At 45.9% G+C, this 17,746-nt stretch carries 21 protein-coding genes and 1 tRNA gene; 19 read left to right on the top strand and 3 right to left on the bottom strand.

Annotated elements, in window-relative coordinates; all coding sequences use genetic code 11:
* Positions 1-282: 282 nt before the first annotated feature.
* From OF158_RS11060 to OF158_RS11020, 9 genes are all read left to right on the top strand, one after another.
* Positions 283-468: a hypothetical protein gene (locus OF158_RS11060; RefSeq protein ID WP_035184465.1), complete on the top strand. Its 186-nt coding sequence runs from the start codon at positions 283-285 to the stop codon at positions 466-468.
* Between the two features lie 266 nt (positions 469-734).
* Complete coding sequence (locus tag OF158_RS11055; protein WP_026684041.1) at positions 735-1,034, top strand: DUF1648 domain-containing protein; 300 nt, start codon at positions 735-737, stop codon at positions 1,032-1,034.
* Positions 1,035-1,046: 12 nt separating this feature from the next.
* Positions 1,047-2,135, top strand: a complete 1,089-nt coding sequence (locus tag OF158_RS11050; RefSeq protein ID WP_014097818.1) for a DUF2157 domain-containing protein — start codon at positions 1,047-1,049, stop codon at positions 2,133-2,135.
* Positions 2,128-2,652, top strand: a complete 525-nt coding sequence (locus OF158_RS11045; protein ID WP_035184467.1) for a GDYXXLXY domain-containing protein — start codon at positions 2,128-2,130, stop codon at positions 2,650-2,652. Before OF158_RS11050 ends, OF158_RS11045 begins: the two co-directional genes overlap by 8 nt.
* A gap of 441 nt (positions 2,653-3,093) precedes the next feature.
* Positions 3,094-3,546: a MarR family winged helix-turn-helix transcriptional regulator gene (locus OF158_RS11040; RefSeq protein WP_035184469.1), complete on the top strand. Its 453-nt coding sequence runs from the start codon at positions 3,094-3,096 to the stop codon at positions 3,544-3,546.
* A gap of 10 nt (positions 3,547-3,556) precedes the next feature.
* Positions 3,557-4,366, top strand: coding sequence for a glutamate racemase (gene racE / locus OF158_RS11035; RefSeq protein ID WP_017551093.1), 810 nt, complete (start codon positions 3,557-3,559; stop codon positions 4,364-4,366).
* Between the two features lie 91 nt (positions 4,367-4,457).
* Positions 4,458-4,673, top strand: coding sequence for a hypothetical protein (locus OF158_RS11030; RefSeq protein ID WP_014097822.1), 216 nt, complete (start codon positions 4,458-4,460; stop codon positions 4,671-4,673).
* The gene (locus tag OF158_RS11025; RefSeq protein WP_014097823.1) at positions 4,670-5,038 is read left to right on the top strand and encodes a spore coat protein; all 369 of its coding nucleotides are present in this window, start codon (positions 4,670-4,672) and stop codon (positions 5,036-5,038) included. Before OF158_RS11030 ends, OF158_RS11025 begins: the two co-directional genes overlap by 4 nt.
* Positions 5,039-5,047: 9 nt before the next feature.
* Positions 5,048-6,184, top strand: a complete 1,137-nt coding sequence (locus OF158_RS11020) for a zinc-dependent alcohol dehydrogenase (RefSeq protein ID WP_017551092.1) — start codon at positions 5,048-5,050, stop codon at positions 6,182-6,184.
* A gap of 146 nt (positions 6,185-6,330) precedes the next feature.
* On the opposite strand, the gene OF158_RS11015 is transcribed toward OF158_RS11020, so the two are convergent.
* Both OF158_RS11015 and OF158_RS11010 read right to left on the bottom strand, forming a co-directional pair.
* The gene (locus tag OF158_RS11015; RefSeq protein ID WP_014097825.1) at positions 6,331-6,633 is read right to left on the bottom strand and encodes a spore coat protein; all 303 of its coding nucleotides are present in this window, start codon (positions 6,631-6,633) and stop codon (positions 6,331-6,333) included.
* Complete coding sequence (locus OF158_RS11010; RefSeq protein WP_014097826.1) at positions 6,630-6,830, bottom strand: hypothetical protein; 201 nt, start codon at positions 6,828-6,830, stop codon at positions 6,630-6,632. Before OF158_RS11010 ends, OF158_RS11015 begins: the two co-directional genes overlap by 4 nt.
* A gap of 143 nt (positions 6,831-6,973) precedes the next feature.
* On the opposite strand from OF158_RS11010, the gene OF158_RS11005 reads away from it, so the two are divergent.
* From OF158_RS11005 to OF158_RS10985, 5 genes are all read left to right on the top strand, one after another.
* Positions 6,974-8,014 (top strand): GerMN domain-containing protein, encoded by a 1,041-nt coding sequence (locus tag OF158_RS11005; RefSeq protein WP_014097827.1) that lies wholly within the window; start codon positions 6,974-6,976, stop codon positions 8,012-8,014.
* A 107-nt stretch (positions 8,015-8,121) separates the two neighbouring features.
* Positions 8,122-8,730 carry an XTP/dITP diphosphatase gene (locus OF158_RS11000; RefSeq protein WP_014097828.1) on the top strand — a complete coding sequence of 203 codons (609 nt, stop codon included), beginning with the start codon at positions 8,122-8,124 and terminating at the stop codon, positions 8,728-8,730.
* Positions 8,727-9,236 carry a metallophosphoesterase gene (locus tag OF158_RS10995; protein WP_014097829.1) on the top strand — a complete coding sequence of 170 codons (510 nt, stop codon included), beginning with the start codon at positions 8,727-8,729 and terminating at the stop codon, positions 9,234-9,236. The genes OF158_RS11000 and OF158_RS10995 overlap by 4 nt, the downstream gene beginning before the upstream one ends.
* Before the next feature lie 184 nt (positions 9,237-9,420).
* Positions 9,421-9,494 (top strand) — tRNA-Arg (locus tag OF158_RS10990).
* A 533-nt stretch (positions 9,495-10,027) separates the two neighbouring features.
* Positions 10,028-10,441, top strand: a complete 414-nt coding sequence (locus tag OF158_RS10985; RefSeq protein WP_225620897.1) for a hypothetical protein — start codon at positions 10,028-10,030, stop codon at positions 10,439-10,441.
* Positions 10,442-10,679: 238 nt separating this feature from the next.
* On the opposite strand, the gene OF158_RS10980 is transcribed toward OF158_RS10985, so the two are convergent.
* Positions 10,680-10,976, bottom strand: a complete 297-nt coding sequence (locus tag OF158_RS10980) for a hypothetical protein (RefSeq protein ID WP_014097831.1) — start codon at positions 10,974-10,976, stop codon at positions 10,680-10,682.
* A gap of 134 nt (positions 10,977-11,110) precedes the next feature.
* On the opposite strand from OF158_RS10980, the gene OF158_RS10975 reads away from it, so the two are divergent.
* From OF158_RS10975 to clpX, 5 genes are all read left to right on the top strand, one after another.
* A complete protein-coding gene (locus tag OF158_RS10975) occupies positions 11,111-11,554 on the top strand; it encodes a YndM family protein (protein WP_014097832.1) in 444 nt (147 codons plus the stop codon).
* A gap of 452 nt (positions 11,555-12,006) precedes the next feature.
* Complete coding sequence (gene ltrA, locus OF158_RS10970) at positions 12,007-13,416, top strand: group II intron reverse transcriptase/maturase (protein WP_048339776.1); 1,410 nt, start codon at positions 12,007-12,009, stop codon at positions 13,414-13,416.
* Between the two features lie 174 nt (positions 13,417-13,590).
* Positions 13,591-14,583, top strand: a complete 993-nt coding sequence (locus tag OF158_RS10965; RefSeq protein WP_014097833.1) for a tetratricopeptide repeat protein — start codon at positions 13,591-13,593, stop codon at positions 14,581-14,583.
* A 163-nt stretch (positions 14,584-14,746) separates the two neighbouring features.
* Positions 14,747-16,033 (top strand): trigger factor, encoded by a 1,287-nt coding sequence (gene tig, locus OF158_RS10960; protein WP_014097834.1) that lies wholly within the window; start codon positions 14,747-14,749, stop codon positions 16,031-16,033.
* A 368-nt stretch (positions 16,034-16,401) separates the two neighbouring features.
* Positions 16,402-17,670: an ATP-dependent protease ATP-binding subunit ClpX gene (clpX, locus tag OF158_RS10955; protein WP_014097835.1), complete on the top strand. Its 1,269-nt coding sequence runs from the start codon at positions 16,402-16,404 to the stop codon at positions 17,668-17,670.
* Positions 17,671-17,746 lie beyond the last annotated feature (76 nt).

The raw sequence follows: 17,746 nt of genomic DNA, 5'->3' as shown, positions 1-17,746 counted from the left end.
AAAATCGGCTGCAATGTTGCAGTCGATTTTGTGGTTTAAAGAAGGGATAGAAACGGGATGATTTTTGGACAAAGCGTTTACCCTTTCTGATTCCGTTTTTTACATTGATTGCATATTTTTAGATGAACCTGGAAATCTGCCGGCGGTTTTAGTAAAATGACCACAAGTGCACGTAGCGGAATCGTTTTCAATGGACGTTTGAATGAAGTTCCGATCGAAAATGGATCATGTTAAAAAGGCGGGCCGTTTAAACGCTGGATACCGTATAAGGAAATCACGAGGATGGAGAAACAAATGATGTTTTTACAGGTTTCCGGATGTTATCTTTTTTACAAGCCCGCCTCAATGAGACAGTGTGAAGATTTCTCCAAAGATGCCGGACGATTTGGGCTAAAATCAAACGCCGCTGTGCCCAATTTGCAAATAGACGCCCATACCGCAATGGATGCGCCACAAGCAGAAGAATGAAAGCCAGCCGGCACATATTTTCAGGATATATAGTTGAACTAAACATTACTACTTCTTTATACGTTGCCAGAAGCAATGTCTGTCCTGAACGTCATTGATTTTGGCACGTTTTATGTAGATTAATAAATTTATAGCTGCAAGCATCGCAATTTAACATACGGGCGAATGATATTTTGCCGGCATTTTGTTTCCGGCTTTTCCCGCCTGGAAAAATGATATGAACATTCGCCAAAATACAGTACAATAGCATGAAAGGATGTGAGTTTATGCGGTTTTTTCTCAAAGTGACGGATCCGGCATTTTTGCTTATTTTGATACTGGTTGCCGCGCTTGTATCCCTGATCGGGTTTGCATTTGCACCGGCGATCATTCCGTTCCATTTTAACGGATATTTACGGCCGGACGGATTTATAAATAAGTGGGCCGGTTTTTCCATTTTGCCTGTCGTGATGTGGCTTATCTGGCTACTCTCAAGGAAAGGAGTGTCATACAAAGCGTCACTGTGCATTCTATTTTTATTTATCATCCATGTCTTGCTTGTTCTGTATGCGCTTTTTTCAAAATGAGGGGGAGTCAAAATGAAAAGAAAGATTGGCAGAAAAAACTATGCATGGATGAAAAGCGAGCTTGCTTTTTTTGAAGAAGAAGGGACCATTACGCATACGCAAAAAGACGAGATGCTTGCACAGTATGAGGTTTCCCGGGGGGTGAGCCTTGTCCGCATTCTTGTCATGGTCGGGGCCCTTTTGCTTGGGGCGGGCATTTTCAGCTTTATTGCCAGCAATTGGGTCTATCTTGGCAAAACGGTCAAATTTCTCATCATCCTTGCTGCGATTGCAGGCGTGAACGGAGCGGCTATCAAACTGGAGAACAGCCATCCGAAAACAGCACGCGGCTTGTACTTTCTTGGTGTCCTGTTTTTCGGGGCGGGCATTTTTCTCACCGGGCAAATTTTTAACCTTGGCGGCTCATTCGGCCAGGCATTTTTATGGTGGGGGATTGGATCGCTGCCAATGGCCTATGTGCTGAAAGACAAATGGCTCTCCATTTTTGCCACAGTGCTTTTCCTTTTGTATTTGGATGCTGAAAATACCGGCATCGGGTACTTCGCTGTTCTCATTACCGCACTTTTAGCAGGATTACTTTACTGGATAAATGAAAAAACGGTTGCTTCCCGCCTGCTTCTGTTTTTCGTAAACGCGCTTTCGATTGCCGTGCTGTCCGTATTTCTGTTTAAACTCAGTGCATTCTTTCCCGCATACGGACATTTGGCTGCCTTTCTGCTTCTCTTTGTTGCCGGCTTCGTGATGCTGCGATTGCCGGTTCAGGAAGCGTACAGAGAAGTGATGCGGCTGGAAGGCCATTTACTTCACGGTTTGATGGGCATCCTGCTTACTTTTTCGTCTGTTTGGGAAGGTACGGTTTTTGGCAGCCACTTCAATTTAGCATTTTCAGTTGTGTACTTTCTGCTTGTCCTGTATTTTATCAAAACCGGCAGCCTTACCAATATCTTCATTCTCTGCATTTTTGTGCTGCGTTTTTACCTTGACTTTTCCTACGACTTTTTGCCGAAATCCATTGTTTTCATCATTGGCGGCCTAATTTTTATCGGTTTTGGCTTTTATTTTGAAAAGCAGCGGAAAGAAGGGGGAAACGGCCATGCATGATCTGGTGAAAAGAGGGCTTGCTGCGTTTGTTCCGATTGCCATTTTACTCGGGATGATTGTTTTGCCGTTATATACGGTTGCGGTGGGGGAACCGGTCAAACTGCAAATGGAACCGGTGGACCCGACGGATGCCTTCAGGGGCGATTATATACAGGTGAATCTTGAAGCGGAAACGGTACCGGCCAGCCGTCTGGACCGCAGTGCCATCGAGTATTTTGCGGGCCATAAAGGCGGGGAACTGACCGTGTATGCCCTGCTTAAAAAAGATGAAAAGGGCATTTGCCATGTGAAAAGTGTATCCGCCGAAAATCCGCGGGGCGGAATATATTTAAAAGGGAAGGCTTACGAGTGGGAAGACGATGAGCAAAAAGTGTATATTGATTATCATCTTGATAAATTTTTTGTGCCTCAACATAGCGGGAAAGAAATCGAGCAGGCGGCAACAAAAGGGCGCGCTGCAGCAGTGGTAAAAATTTACCGCGGCCGTGCCGTTATCACGAATCTCGTAACTGAGTGACGGCCTACCCGACCGAATTTCTCTTGCACGTTTTTTCACGCATATAGAAATCCGGTTGGGAAATGCCGGGCAAAAAATCCCCCTGCATCCCGCACCCGGTGCACGTTCGCAACAGCGCCATATGGTTTGAAACGGTGTTGCTTATGCAAGTCTACACCCACATAAATGTCGTTCGCAACAGCGCCATATGGTTTGAAACCGCACCGGGCCGTTTTCTTTTTCAAAAAATAGCGGACCGGAAGCTTGTTCAATATGCAAATTTTACCCGGACAGTGTTTTCACAACCCTATACCGGGCCGCTTTTCCTTCCACAGCTTTACTTGGAAAGCAATGGAACGAAACTATGTAAAAATCTGTCTTGAAATTTCGGGTGAAAAGGGTCAAAATAGCTTATAGTAAAACAGTCATCACCGTATTTTTGAGAGAGGGGCCGCTTTGGACATGGAACAGCAACCATACATACATGATCCGGAAGTTGTAGCACAAATTGAAAAAGATTTGCGTTACATATCCGGCATTGTCAAGCAAAAGGGCCGTGAATTATTAAGCGATTATAAAATCACGCCGCCACAGTTTCTGGCGCTTCAATGGCTTTTTGAGGAAGGCGATATGACGATCGGGGAACTGTCGAACCGAATGTACCTGGCTTTCAGTACAACGACAGACCTGATTGACCGGATGGAAAAAAATGAACTCGTCAGGCGCGTAAAAGATCCGCATGACAGGCGGGTTGTCCGCATCCATTTACTGGAAAAGGGACGAGTATTGATCGACGAAGTGATCCGAAAACGGCAAGCTTACTTGCAGGGTGTGCTGAGCCATTTTTCACCGGATGAACTGGTCAAATTAAAAAACAACTTACTGCAATTGCATCAGGAAATGAAGACAGAATGAGGCGAGAAGTTTGAATGCACCAATAGGCGTGATTGATTCGGGGGTTGGCGGCCTGACCGTCGCAAAGGAAATGATGCGCCAGCTTCCGAATGAGACCATTTATTATGTGGGCGATACAGCACGATGCCCGTATGGACCGCGGCCGGTGGAAGAAGTCAAAAAATTCACTTGGCAGATGATCCGATTTCTGATGGACAAACAAATAAAAATGCTGGTCATCGCCTGCAATACGGCTACGGCAGTGATTTTGGACGAAGTCAGAGAAGAGCTGAAGATTCCGGTGCTCGGCGTCATTTATCCCGGCGCGCGGGCCGCTTTAAAACATACAAAAAATTTCCGGATCGGCGTGCTCGGCACGATCGGCACGATTAAAAGCCAGGCGTATGAACGGGCGTTAAAAAGCATCAATAAAAAAGTCAAGATTACGGCGCTTGCCTGCCCGAAATTTGTCCCGCTTGTGGAAAGCGGCCAGTACAACAGTCCGATTGCCAAAAAAATTGTTGCCGAAACTTTGTATCCAATCCAAAATTGCGGCATTGACACCGTCATTCTCGGATGTACCCATTATCCGCTCCTCGGGCCGATTATCCAAAACGTGATGGGCGCGGGCGTTTCGGTCATCAGTTCCGGGGAGGAAACCGCGCGAGAAGTGAGCACGCTTCTTTACTTCCATGACCTTTTTAATATGGAAGACACGCGGCAGAAGCACCGCTTTTACACTACCGGCTCGAGCAAAATATTTGCCGCACTTGCATCAGACTGGCTTGAACAGGATATTACTGGTGTGGAAACCATTCAATTGGGGGAGACGCTCTCCTGATTGGGTGGTTTTTTTGTTTTGCCTTCATCCAAGCCCGCATAGAAACGGCTGTGAATAGGCACAATAGCTTTTGAAAAACGGAGGTGGATATATGGAAAACAATGGTTTGGCTTACCACGAAACAAGGGAGCTCCATGAAATGCTCAATTTCAAAACCATTTGTTTATTAAAATCGAAAATGATGTCCGGCCTGGTATTCGACCAGGATTTGAAGGCATTGATGGAAAAAGATGTGCAGCAGGCAGAAGCAGCCATTCAAGAAATGAAAGCTTTATACAAGCTGAATCCGGGAGGGATGCTGCAATGATTCATGATTACTTGGAAATCGAAAACGCGGAAGGCATGCCAGAAATGGCGGATTCAGCGGTTGCACTTGAATTTTTGATGAGTATTAAAACCGGGATCCGGAATGCAGCGGCAGCCATTACGGAATCAAGAACGCCTGCGGTGAGGGCCGCATTCCAGAAACAGCTTGCAGAGGGCCTTTCCCTTCATGAAGAGGTTTCAAATTTCATGATGCAAAAAGGCTGGCTCCACCCGTATAACGTAGATGACCAGTACAAACTGGATATGAAATCCGCTGACATGGCGTTGATGATCGGCAAACTGAACCTGTTTCCCGGCAATACATCGCGCATGGGCATGATGGCGCAGATTGATGCGGACGAATAGGAGGAAAACATGAAAGCAGTCACTTTCCAGGGAATCAAAGATGTCAGAGTAAAAGATGTGCCGGAACCGAAAATAGAGAAAAAAGATGATATTATTGTGAAAATTACGTCATCGGCCATTTGCGGCTCCGATTTGCATCTCATCCACGGCATGATACCGAATTTTCCGGAAGACTATATCATCGGGCATGAGCCGCTCGGGATTGTCGAAGAAACCGGACCGGATGTCACGAAAGTCAAAAAAGGGGATAGGGTGATTATACCGTTCACTGTCGCCTGCGGGGAATGCTGGTATTGCACACACCATCTGGAAAGCCAGTGTGACAATGCGAATGCGAACGGCGAGATGGGCGGCTATTTTGGATATTCCCATCTGACAGGCGGCTATCCGGGGGGCCAGGCGGAATATTTACGCGTCCCGTATGCGAATTTTACACCGTTTAAAATTCCGGAAAACAGCGAAGTCAAAGATGAAGAACTCGTGTTGCTTTCAGATGCCGCTTCCACTGCGTTCTGGTCGGTGGACAATGCGGGTGTAAAAGACGGTGACACGGTTGTCGTGCTCGGCTGTGGACCGGTCGGCCTGCTTGCGCAAAAATTTGCATGGCTGAAAGGGGCGAAACGTGTCATTGCCGTTGATTATCTGGATTACCGGTTGCAGCATGCCAAGAAGTATAACAAAGTGGAAACCGTCAACTTTGAACAGCACGACAATACCGGCGAATATTTGAAAGAACTCACTAAAGGCGGTGCGGATGTTGTCATTGATGCAGTTGGCATGGACGGAAAAATGACACCGATGGAATATTTGACATCCGGGCTGAAACTCCAGGGCGGGGCGATGAGTGCGCTTGTCATCGCGTCACAGGCGGTGAGAAAAGGCGGCACCATCCAGGTAACAGGTGTTTACGGCGGCCGTTACAACGCATTTCCGCTCGGCGATATTTTCCAGCGCAATGTCAGCCTTCGCACGGGACAGGCGCCGGTCATTCATTATATGCCGTTTCTGTATGACCTTGTGGCGCAGGAAAAAGTCACACTCAGCGACATCGTGACGCATGTATTGCCGCTTGACCAGGCTGAAAAAGGATACGAAGTGTTTGATACAAGAACGGACAATTGCATAAAAGTGGTCCTCAAGCCGTAAAAAAAGCCCGGCGCTGCTTTTTTTAAAAGCAGGCCGGGTTTTTCGTGCCTGTCCTCTTCAAATGTGTAAAGCGAAAGCCAGCAGATAAGAGGGAGAAGGCCGGCTGCGCTTTAAACTGACGTAAAGTAAAGCAGTGGGTACGCCGTTTAATCGGGAAGGGGGATTTGTAAGGCGGTCCGGGCTGCCTGCATGTCGACATGCAACTGGTCCTCTATATGATAAGGGTGATAGTAACCCTTTTCAATCATAAAGTCCATGATCTTATCATGCATGTCAATGGCCGCCAGAAGCTGTGCGGAAAGAGCGGCTCTGGCTTCCGCTGTTGCCGCCTCGGTTACCGCAAACGCGAGCATCTTCACACCGGACTTTGTTGAAATGAGCAAGTCAGATGCAATGATGCTGTCTGACATGTCCCCCATCCCGATGATGTTTTGGAGAAAGCCGTTCATTTTTCTTCCCTCCCCAAAAGCGACATGAGTTGTTCGATATCCTGCTTCGCCTGCTTTGCATTCTGCCCGAGCAGTTCTTTTAAAGCCGGATCCTGTGCAATGGCCGACATGGTTGCGGATTTTGTTAAGCAGATGTTTTTAAACATTAATATTTCGTGCATATCAAGCGTTTCATGAACGCCCAGTGTCTGGTCCAAATCAATCCCTCCTGTTCAGCTGTATTTTTATTATGGAAAAGCGTGCCGTTTTTATTCTGCCCCGAAATTTTTGCATGTCCGGTCTAATTTTTCGGAATGCCAGTATACATAGTAGTACAAACAGTCTTCGGGAGGGGAAAGGGATGGTAAAAAAAGCAAAGGCAGCCGGCAAACTTGCCCTGGCGTTTGCGGCATGCAGCATCTGGATCTCGGGTTGCAGCCTGCTACCTGAGAAGCAGCCGGAAAAAATTGATCCACATCAAAGTGTTTCTGTAAAAGACGGAGCGAAACAAACCGCAAAAGCAAAGAAAGGGCAGGTGCTAACAGAGCTGTATTTGATTGATAAATACGGTTATGTCGTTCCACAAACGATCGCCTTGCCCGAAAGCAAAAGCATTGCAAAACAGGCACTGGAATACCTCGTGCAGGACGGCCCGGTTTCCAATTTGCTGCCGAACGGCTTCCGCGCGGTCCTTCCCGCGAATACGCAGTTGTCGGTAGATGTGAAAGACGGTTTGGCGACGGTCGACTTTTCGGGGGATTTCAAAGACTATCAAGCGCACGATGAACAAAAAATATTGGAATCGGTCACATGGACGCTGACCCAGTTCGACTCCATTCAAAAGGTCTCGCTTAAAATGAATGGCAAAAAACTGAAGGCGATGCCGGTTGCGGGGACACCCGTAAGCCCGGATGGTTTGACAAGGGAGGCAGGCATCAATACGGATACAAAGTATGTTGCCGATATTACAAATACCCATCCGGTCACCGTTTATTATTTGGCGGAAACAGGGGAGCAAAGCTATTATGTGCCGGTAACGAAGCGCGTTGCGGACAGTAACAAGGACGATGTCGCAGCAGCGGTTGAAGAACTGGTTAAAGGTCCTTCCCCGGGTTCCCATCTTGTGTCCGGATTCATGGACGATGTCAAACTGAAGAAACAGCCGGAAGTGGCAAACGGGAAAGTGACGGTTGATTTTAATAAAGAAATTTTAGGGAGCCTCGATAAAAAGATGATCTCAAACGAAGTGCTCGATCCGCTCGTCCTGACGCTGACCGAGCAAAAAGGGATTAAAAGCGTTGCAGTCGAAGTGGACGGCAGTACAAAGCTTGTTACAGAAGACGGAAAATCGGTTTCAGAACCGGTGACAAGGCCGGAAAAAGTCAACACGGGTAGTTTTTAGCGTGGTTTTTTTGTTATACTATAGAATATGGGACAAAAGGGGTAGCCAGACTACCTCTTATTTGTATCGTGCATACATAATACATTTCCTTTAAAAGGGGGAGAAAATTGGCGGCTGTTTTGATTGCAACAAAAAACAAAGGTAAAGCAAAAGAATTTGCAGCTTTATTTTCCCGGTTCGAGCTCGAGGTGAAAACGTTTTTGGATATGGAAGGCGCACCGGACGTAGAGGAAACGGGGAAAACGTTTGAAGAAAATGCGATTTTAAAAGCGGAAGCGGCGGCCAATGCATACGGCATGATGGCAATTGCCGATGATTCGGGGCTTATGATCGATGCGCTTGGCGGCAGGCCGGGGGTTTATTCTGCACGCTATGCAGGGAAAGAGAAAAATGATGAGGCAAACATCGATAAGGTGCTTTCCGAGCTTGAAGGGGTACCGGATGAAAAACGTACAGCTTCTTTTTATTGTGCACTTGCGGTTGCCCGCCCTGGAAAAGAAACATTTACGGTGTCCGGGACGCTTCAGGGAAGGATCACGCGGGAAAGGATCGGAGAGAACGGATTCGGGTACGATCCCATTTTTATGCTTCCGTCCGGCAAAACGCTTGCCCAGCTTTCTGCCGAAGAAAAAAATAAAATCAGCCACCGTGCCCATGCACTGGCAAAACTTTCGGATGCACTGTATTCGATTTTAGGGGAGGAAGGCAAAAAATGAAACTGCTGATTGCAAGTGACAGCCACGGACTTACGGAAGAGCTGATCGAGCTTAAACGGCGGTACGGCGGGGAAATGGACGCGATGATCCATTGCGGCGATTCGGAGTTGCGAGCGGACGAGGAGGCCATCCGGGACTTTTTAACCGTGCGCGGCAATTGCGATTATGAGCGGAAATTTCCGCTTGATATCACGAAAGAAATTGGGGACAGCAAAATATTTGTCACCCACGGCCACCATTATAATGTAAAAATGACCCTGTTGAATTTGTCTTATAAAGCAAAAGAAGTGGGGGCGGATTTTGTTTTTTTCGGGCACTCCCATATTCTCGGTGCCGAGCTGATTGAAAATACTCTTTTCCTGAATCCCGGCAGCCTTTTGATGCCAAGGGGCAGGACGGAACGGACGTATGCGGTTGTGGAGAAAAACGGAAATACGATCCGTGTTTCATTTTATACGGACAAGCACCGCGAACTTGAGGATTTACGCCAGGAATTCTCGTTATGACGCCGGGAACTCCGGCTGCAGAGCAAGGCGGGTACGAAGCCGGGCCAATCCGGTTGCGGAAACCGCTGCCTGCTGCTGCACCCGCCCGTTGCAGGAAAAAATCGTGTTTTTTTCAAATTCATGATTGACATTTGCCCGCCTGCTGATTAAAATGATATATGTTCGTAACAAACCATTTTAAAATGTCCCAGTAGCTCAGCAGGATAGAGCATCGGCCTTCTAAGCCGCAGGTCGGGGGTTCGAATCCCTCCTGGGACGTATGCACGTCCAGTTAGGACAAATAGAGGTCTTAAAGATGCTTGAAAATGCTGTTATATCAACTTTTTCAAGCGTTTTTAATTTTTCTGAGAAAAGTTCAAAAAGGTGGGTTTTGATTTCGTTTTACACATTTTTTACACAAGCCGCATCGCCTTTCTGAATGCTTGCTGAACCGGAAAGGGCAGGACAGAATGAGGGTTGTCCACTATGAGAACACCAAACGGATCAAACCTTACCTGGAATGGCAAAACAGGCCTGCTTGATGTCCAACCACGAAAGAATATGCTGGAATCCGGCGCGAAGAAGGGAAAGACTCAAAGAAGAAAGGATACAAAAAGAACGTAATCCACTCCATCAAAATGTTTAGGGAAGCTACAGAATCCGAACCGATCGCTAGAATGCCCGATGATCTATTTGAAAAAATCAAAAGAATCCTGCGGAAAATAGAGCAAGGGTATGAATGTTTCCAAATCGGAGAAGGGAAGAGGTGAATAAAGCTGATTAGCTATAGAAGAGAGGTTAGATTAAGGGATTTGGAAATATATATGCTATATAATGACAATGTTTCTATGGGATATTTAATTATCGAGGATTTAAGAAGGCCACTAAACGAAAGCGAGCTTCAACTCTTGCCATTTCGTACAATGGATGAAGAGGATATTGACGATGTCAAGAATACAATTAAAATAGATATCGTATTAGATGGGGATGATTATAGTAGTGAAGAGCGGGGGATCTTTGAAGAATTTGCAATGGATTTAGTAGACGGGAAGCCCCATTGTGCTTACTTATGTAAAACACATGTCAATGAAAAATTTTTCTATGAACGTCCTGTGGACCCTGGCCCTGCAGATTGTCAGAAATTATTGGAGTTAGTGGAATCTGGTTTTAATATTTCTGATCATATTTTTGATCACGAGCATTTGATGCATTTATCTCAAGATTGAAATAAGACGACGGCGGCAAAAAGGCCGTCTTTATTTTTATTGCGATGCATGTGGGATACTCTCGGTGTGGACATCTGTTTGTAAGGGGGACAGTCAAGAGCAAGGGTGTCTATTGGGAGATGGGAGTTGAAGGAAGCGAAGGGGTCGCCTGGGACGTAGCACATAACCGCAAAAAGGCCGGGCAGCAAGGAAAAACCTTGTGACCCGTCCTTTTGTGTAAAAAGGGTGTAAAGAGCCGTTATGATTTTTTCCCTTCTTTTTCCAGTTCTTTCATTTCTTTATGGGTTTGCGGAAATCCGTTTGCGATCCATTCGGAACGGTATGTGGAGTCCAGCTGTGTGAGCCCTTTTTCTTCCGGTACTTTGTCCGCATCCACACTTTCCATTTGGTCGATTTTTTTGCTGTTTCTCATATCCGTATCTTCCCACGTTTCAGCCGAATCTTTTTGCCGTTTATTGCAAGCGGCCATGACCAGCACGGCTCCCCCGGCGGAAAGCAAAGTGCCTGAAATCAGATTCATCATTGACCTTTTCATCGAATCCCTCCGTCATGTGTAGACTTGTTATTCATTACCCCTTTTTTCTTCTTTTAAATCATCCCATCATGTTTCAATCCTTTTTCATTTGGACAAACTATAAGTAAAACTGCCTGTTTAAGGGAGGAATTGAAATGCGAAATGCAATCGTTTTACTGGCAAAATTTATCACGTGCATTGTCGCTTTTGCGGTTGCGCTTGATCTCTTTTTCGATGCGACGATCACAGACATTTTATCGTTCAGCCTGCTTGTCACAATAGTGTCTTATGTTGTTGGAGATGTGCTCCTTTTGCCACGCATTGGGAATTGGAAAGCAACCGTTGTTGATTTTTTGCTTGTTTATGCCAGTGTCTGGATTTTCGGGAACGTCGTGCTTGACAATTATTTGCAAATTGCATGGGGCAGCTTCATTGCCGCCTGCCTGATTTCGGCTGCGGAAGTGCTCGTGCACAGGTTTTTGCATCATGATGCCCCAAGCGCTGAAAACACGGCAAAAAGGCAAAATCAACGCCTTGCTTATGGCACGGAAATGGCTGAGGAAGAGGACATTCACGATATCAGACCGGACAAGAAATAAGCAAGCCGGACACGGAAGCTTTATGGCTTTCTGTGTTTGGCTTTTTTCAGTGCGCCGTGCATGGCGATTCGCTAGGCGGTGTAAGTCCGCTATGGGGGTAGGTAGCGACCAACCATTAGCCAAGAGCAAGGGTGTCCATCGTGAGATGGAATCTGAAGGAAGCTGGAGGCAAAATTCTGACCCGAGGAACACGAACATCATTAGGCGTACTCTCACAGGGTAAGGCTGCTGAACAAGTCAAAGCCCAAAAGCTATCCGGATGTGGAAACGTAAATGGTGCGGGTACATGGAATGAAAGTGAATCACCTTACCACGGGAGGTCTCACGGACAGGTGGAAACAGAGTATGAAACCTGGTTGAAACAAGATTTGCCGTGAGAAGTCAGCAGAGGCCATAGTACGGAGATGCCTGGAGCATCGAAGGAAGGGCTGAACTAAAGGAAGTGGAAGTCAATGAAAGTTACCGAAGAAACGAACAAATGCAGAAAACAGGAAGAAACCTGCTGTCAAAAAGATACTGCGGAACAGGAAGGATATGACAGAGGGCATAGTTTCAAGAGGATAACTGAAAACAACACCACTAACACCAACAGACAGAACGAATGGATGCTCGAACGAATCCTTTCAAGTAATAACCTGCACCGTGCCTATAAAAAGGTAAAGAAAAACAAAGGTGCGGGCGGTGTCGATGGAATGAAAACAGGTGAACTTTTGGCATACCTAACTGAACATCAGAGGGAGCTCGTCCTCTCCATTCGAAATGGGACATACAAGCCCCAACCCGTTAGAAGGGTAGAAATACCAAAAGACAACGGGAAAACAAGGAAACTTGGAATACCAACGGTAGTAGACCGAGTCATCCAACAAGCCATTTCGCAGGTCCTAGTCCCTATATATGAAAGAAAGTTCTCAGACAATAGCTATGGTTTCCGACCACATAGAAGTACAAATCAGGCACTTCTCAAGTGCCAAAAGAATGTAAATGAAGGATACCAGTATGTAGTAGACCTGGACTTAGAACAGTACTTTGACACGGTAAACCATAGTAAGCTTATCCAGATATTGAGTGAAACAATTCACGACGGACGTGTAATCTCCTTAATCCATAAATTCCTAAATGCAGGTGTTATGATCAAAGGAATAAGGACAACAAATGATTTCGGTGTTCCACAAGGAGGACCACTAAGTCCGCTTCTTGCCAATGTAATGTTAAACGAATTGGATAAAGAAATGGAAGCAAGAAATCACCGATTTGTCCGTTACGCTGATGATGTGATCATATTCTGTAAAAGCCGAAGAAGCTGCGAAAGAACATACCATAACATTCTCCCATTCATTGAGAGGAAATTGCGACTCAAAGTGAACCGAGAGAAGACGATGATCACACATATTAGAAACATCAAGTTCCTGAGTTATGGATTCTACCTTTATGAAGGAAAATGCAAATTCCGGGTACACCCGAAGGGTGTTCAAAAATTAAAGGAGAAAATTCGCAGAATCACAGGAAGAAGCAACGGATTAAGCGTAGAGGAAAGAAAGAAAAGGCTAAACGACACTGTCCGAGGATGGGTAAATTACTACAAGCTAGCGGATATGAAAAGTCTGGTAACCAGACTGGACCAATGGACACGAAGAAGAATGCGAATGGTAACTTGGAAAAGATGGAAGAGAGTACGCACAAGATTTTATTGGCTCAAGAAATTAGGGATCAATAAAAGAAAGGCGTGGGAATGGGCTAACACAAGAAAAGGCTACTGGAGAATCTCCGGCAGCCATATCTTAGCTAGAACCCTTACAAACGAACTCTTCCGAAGAGCAAGGTATATAAGTTTTCTGGATTACTATCTGTCTGTACGGTCGTAAACTTTAGAACCGCCGTGTACGGAACCGTACGCACGGTGGTGTGAGAGGTCGGCTAATCAAATAATGATTAGCCTCCTACTCGATTAATAGAAAGCCCCCTGGCAGTATAAACCCTTTGCAAAAAAACCGGTTCATGCTACACTAGTGACGATCTAAAAAAAGGCGGAATGGACAATGAAAAACGGAAAAAGCAATGTGGTGCCGTTCCCCCGTCTGAAAGAACGCCTCTTGGAGCGGGGACTCGAATCCATCAGCCAAAAAGAATATAAAGAAGCTGCCGCGCTGCTTCGCCAGGCACGCCGGCTTGACCATGACGATGGGGAAATCGGGACCGCCTACATGATTGCGCTCTATGAAGCCGGCGATTATGAAGGGGCGAAAGAACAAGGCAGACAAATGCTTCGTGAAGGAAACGGTGACTACTTCGAAATCCTCGATCTGTTTCTCATGATTCTTGTCCAGCTCGGTGAACATGAAGAAATCAGCAGTACCTTGCGCGCTCTGCTGGAAGAAAAAGAAGCCCCACCGGACAAGCTGGATCATTATGAAAAACTGCTCGCTTTCAGTGAAAAGCGGATGCAAATGCCAAAACCAGAACGGGAGCCCGAGCATACGGGCCGTAAGCTTTTTGAAACCGGGGACCAGGAAGAACAAATCTTGCGGGTTTCGCATCTTGTGCATGAAAATATCCGGCCGTATCTCGATGAAATCCGGGCATATATCCGGGATCCGGACAAACATCCGTTTATCCAGACCCTTTTGCTGAACGTTTTAAAAGAACAGGGGATCACGGATGAATTCGAGGTGCAAAAACTCGGCAAGGCTGGCGCCGTAAATCCCGCGCATCTTTTGCCGATTTTTGAAACGCAGCTGTATAATCTTTTGATTACGCGGCTTTCAAGGGATGTCGAACAAAAAAATCCGACACTTTTTGCTCAGATTAAAACGGTTTTGGACCGGCATTTTTTCCTGCTGTACCCGTTTGAACCGGAGCCGGAAGATCCCGCGCTGTGGACGGCTGCCTACTACAGCATGGGCCTGAAGCTTTTCGGGCAGGAAGCGTATTTTGATAAAATCGCGATGTACTATTCGGTGGAGCCGGATACCTTGCTTGAGGCCGTCCGCTATCTCGAAAGCCTTGAGGAAATTTCTTTGCCGAATCTGTAGGCTCATCATTGAAAGACAAAAAAGCTATGTTATAATTAAATGGTTGTAAACTGTCTTTTTTCAATCCGTATTTGAAAAAAGCAATAGACAAGGGAATCAGGAAACAGACCCGGTCTATTTCCTATTATTACATTATTATTTATAGATTGTTGGAGGGAAAGGTATGTCAGCAAAATGGGAAAAAACTGAAGGAAACCAGGGGATCCTGACAGTTGAAGTAGATGCTGAAACGGTTGATAAAAGTCTGGATAAAGCCTTCAAAAAAGTAGTGAAACAAATCAATGTCCCGGGTTTCCGGAAGGGCAAAATCCCGCGTCCTTTATTTGAAAAACGTTTCGGTGTAGAATCTCTTTACCAGGATGCACTGGATATGATCGTGCCTGGCGAATACGAAAAAGCGATCGAAGAAACCGGTATTGAACCGGTTGATACGCCGAATATCGATGTCGAACAAATGGAAAAAGGTAAACCGCTAATCTTTAAAGCGACTGTTACCGTGAAACCGGAAGTGAAACTTGGCGAATACAAAGGCCTTGAAGTCGAAAAACCGGATACAGACGTAACGGACGAAGACGTGGAAGAAGAATTGAAGAAATTGCAGGAACGCCTTGCCGAACTCGTGATCAAAGAAGACGGCGAAGCGGAAATGGGCGACACGGTTGTCATCGACTTCGAAGGATTCGTTGACGGCGAAGCGTTTGAAGGCGGATCTGCGGAAAACTATTCGCTTGAACTTGGTTCGGGCAACTTTATCCCAGGTTTTGAAGAACAATTAGCAGGCGTAAAAACCGGCGATGAAAAAGAAATTGAAGTTACTTTCCCGGAAGAATACCACGCTAGTGAACTTGCAGGCAAAAAAGCTACTTTCAAGGTGAAAGTCCATGAAATCAAAGCGAAACACCTGCCTGAACTGGACGATGAATTCGCGCAGGATGCGGATGACGAAGTGGAAACGCTGGATGCATTAAAAGAAAAAATCCAAAAAGATTTAAAAGAATCGAAAGAACATGCAGCAAAACACGCGGTTGAAGATGCAGTGGTCGAAAAAGCTGCGGAAAATGCAGAAATGGACATTCCAGAAGCGATGATCAATACGGAATTAAACCGCATGCTGCAAGAATTCGAACAAAACTTGAGTGCCCAGGGGCTGAACCTCGAACTTTACTATCAGTTCTCCGGCCAGAATGAAGAAGCGCTCCGCAATCAGATGAAAGAAGATGCGGAAAAACGCGTCCGCTTTAATCTGACGCTTGAAGCGATTGCCAATGCGGAAAACCTTGAAGTATCCGATGAAGAAGTGGATGAAGAACTGAAGCGCATGTCCGAAATGTACGGCATGTCCGTTGACGATATCAGGCGGGTGCTCGGTTCTACGGACGGCATTAAAGCCGATCTGAAAGCGCGCAAAGCGATCGATTTTCTTGTGCAAAACAGCAAAACTGTTGCATAATATAAATAGAAATACAAGGCACGGCACTGGCTCGTGTCTTGTTTTCTAACCTGCGGGCTGTGCCAAAAAATACATAGAAGCCCATACTGTAAGATAAGCGCACCAGAAACTTAGCCGATGCAATTTTTCAGGATGGAGAAGCATATTCGTCTGGTTTTTGGGAAAATCTGGAGTAGACAGGAATTTTACATATGCATGGAGAATGGTATAAGCAGTTTATTTCCTGCCGGCATCGTTTTGTGATACAATCCATATACAAATCACAGCAAAAGGGGTTTGTATAATGGTAAGCGGGAGTCATGAAGGGTCCCTGTTATTTCGGGAACTGCCAATGGAATGGAAGAAGTACAATATAAGGGGTGAATGGAATGTTCAAATTCAGCGATGAAAAACAGCAGTTAAAATGTTCTTTCTGCGGAAAATCGCAGGACCAGGTGCGAAAATTGGTCGCTGGTCCGGGTGTGTATATATGTGATGAATGTATTGAATTGTGCACGGAAATTGTTGAAGAAGAATTTGGCACAGAAGAAGAAGTAGAATTCAAAGACATTCCGAAGCCGCATGAAATCCGTGAAATTCTTGCGGAATACGTGATCGGCCAGGAACAGGCGAAAAAATCGCTTGCGGTTGCCGTATATAACCATTATAAACGGATTAATTCCAACAGCAAAATCGATGAAGTCGAACTGGCAAAAAGCAATATTTGCTTAATCGGGCCGACAGGGAGCGGGAAAACGCTGCTTGCGCAAACGCTGGCACGTATTTTAAATGTGCCGTTTGCGATTGCCGATGCCACATCGTTGACGGAAGCCGGTTATGTCGGGGAAGACGTCGAAAATATTTTGTTAAAGCTGATTCAAGCAGCTGATTATGATGTGGAAAAAGCGGAAAAAGGCATCATCTACATTGATGAGATTGATAAAATTGCCCGTAAATCGGAAAACCCTTCGATTACACGCGATGTTTCCGGCGAAGGCGTGCAGCAGGCGCTCCTGAAAATTCTGGAAGGCACGGTTGCGAGCGTTCCGCCTCAAGGAGGGCGCAAACATCCGCACCAGGAATTTATCCAGATTGACACAACCAATATTCTGTTTATTTGCGGCGGTGCGTTTGACGGCATCGACCAGATCATTAAACGCCGCCTCGGCAAAAAAGTGATCGGTTTCGGCACCGATTTAAAAAATGACGAACTCGATGAACAATCGCTCCTGAAGCACGTACTGCCGGAAGATTTGCTTTCTTTCGGGCTGATTCCAGAATTCATCGGCCGTCTTCCGGTTATTGCCACTTTGGAACAATTGGATGAAGAAGCATTGATTAAGATTTTGACCGAACCGAAAAATGCGCTGGTCAAGCAGTACAAAAAAATGTTGGAACTCGACCATGTAGAATTGGAATTTGAACAGGATGCGCTGAAGGAAATCGCGAAAAAAGCGATCGAAAGAAAAACGGGTGCACGCGGCTTGCGTTCCATTATTGAAGGCATTATGCTCGATGTCATGTTTGACTTGCCGTCCCGGGAAGATATTGAAAAATGTATTGTTACAAAAGAATCCGTCCTGGACAAAGAATTCCCGAGGCTCGTGCTGAAAGACGGCACAGTCATTGAAGGCAGCGACCAGACAAAATCGGCATAAATAAGCGGAGCCGGGCTGCCCGCCGGCAATCCGGCGTGAACATTCTTTTTTGAACAGGAACCGGTCTAAGGCAGCA

It is taken from the genome of Weizmannia sp. WK01 (genome assembly GCF_025905465.1).
Lineage (GTDB): Bacteria > Bacillota > Bacilli > Bacillales > Bacillaceae_C > Weizmannia > Weizmannia faecalis.
The sequence above is the reverse complement of the archived record's forward strand: the minus strand, read 5'-3'. Positions and strand labels throughout refer to the sequence as shown.

Excerpts from the sequence above, each read along its gene's own strand:
- OF158_RS11055 (WP_026684041.1), top strand. The coding sequence starts at position 735 with ATGCGGTTTTTTCTCAAAGTGACGGATCCGGCATTTTTGCTTATTTTG.
- OF158_RS10995 (WP_014097829.1), top strand. The coding sequence starts at position 8,727 with ATGAAACTGCTGATTGCAAGTGACAGCCACGGACTTACGGAAGAGCTG.
- ltrA (WP_048339776.1), top strand. The coding sequence starts at position 12,007 with ATGAAAGTTACCGAAGAAACGAACAAATGCAGAAAACAGGAAGAAACC.
- OF158_RS11015 (WP_014097825.1), bottom strand. The coding sequence starts at position 6,633 with ATGAACGGCTTTCTCCAAAACATCATCGGGATGGGGGACATGTCAGAC.
- OF158_RS10965 (WP_014097833.1), top strand. The coding sequence starts at position 13,591 with ATGAAAAACGGAAAAAGCAATGTGGTGCCGTTCCCCCGTCTGAAAGAA.
- tig (WP_014097834.1), top strand. The coding sequence starts at position 14,747 with ATGTCAGCAAAATGGGAAAAAACTGAAGGAAACCAGGGGATCCTGACA.
- OF158_RS11050 (WP_014097818.1), top strand. The coding sequence starts at position 1,047 with ATGAAAAGAAAGATTGGCAGAAAAAACTATGCATGGATGAAAAGCGAG.
- OF158_RS11030 (WP_014097822.1), top strand. The coding sequence starts at position 4,458 with ATGGAAAACAATGGTTTGGCTTACCACGAAACAAGGGAGCTCCATGAA.
- OF158_RS11040 (WP_035184469.1), top strand. The coding sequence starts at position 3,094 with ATGGAACAGCAACCATACATACATGATCCGGAAGTTGTAGCACAAATT.
- OF158_RS11045 (WP_035184467.1), top strand. The coding sequence starts at position 2,128 with ATGCATGATCTGGTGAAAAGAGGGCTTGCTGCGTTTGTTCCGATTGCC.
- clpX (WP_014097835.1), top strand. The coding sequence starts at position 16,402 with ATGTTCAAATTCAGCGATGAAAAACAGCAGTTAAAATGTTCTTTCTGC.
- OF158_RS10975 (WP_014097832.1), top strand. The coding sequence starts at position 11,111 with ATGCGAAATGCAATCGTTTTACTGGCAAAATTTATCACGTGCATTGTC.
- OF158_RS11025 (WP_014097823.1), top strand. The coding sequence starts at position 4,670 with ATGATTCATGATTACTTGGAAATCGAAAACGCGGAAGGCATGCCAGAA.
- OF158_RS10980 (WP_014097831.1), bottom strand. The coding sequence starts at position 10,976 with ATGAAAAGGTCAATGATGAATCTGATTTCAGGCACTTTGCTTTCCGCC.
- OF158_RS11005 (WP_014097827.1), top strand. The coding sequence starts at position 6,974 with ATGGTAAAAAAAGCAAAGGCAGCCGGCAAACTTGCCCTGGCGTTTGCG.
- OF158_RS11020 (WP_017551092.1), top strand. The coding sequence starts at position 5,048 with ATGAAAGCAGTCACTTTCCAGGGAATCAAAGATGTCAGAGTAAAAGAT.
- OF158_RS11060 (WP_035184465.1), top strand. The coding sequence starts at position 283 with ATGGAGAAACAAATGATGTTTTTACAGGTTTCCGGATGTTATCTTTTT.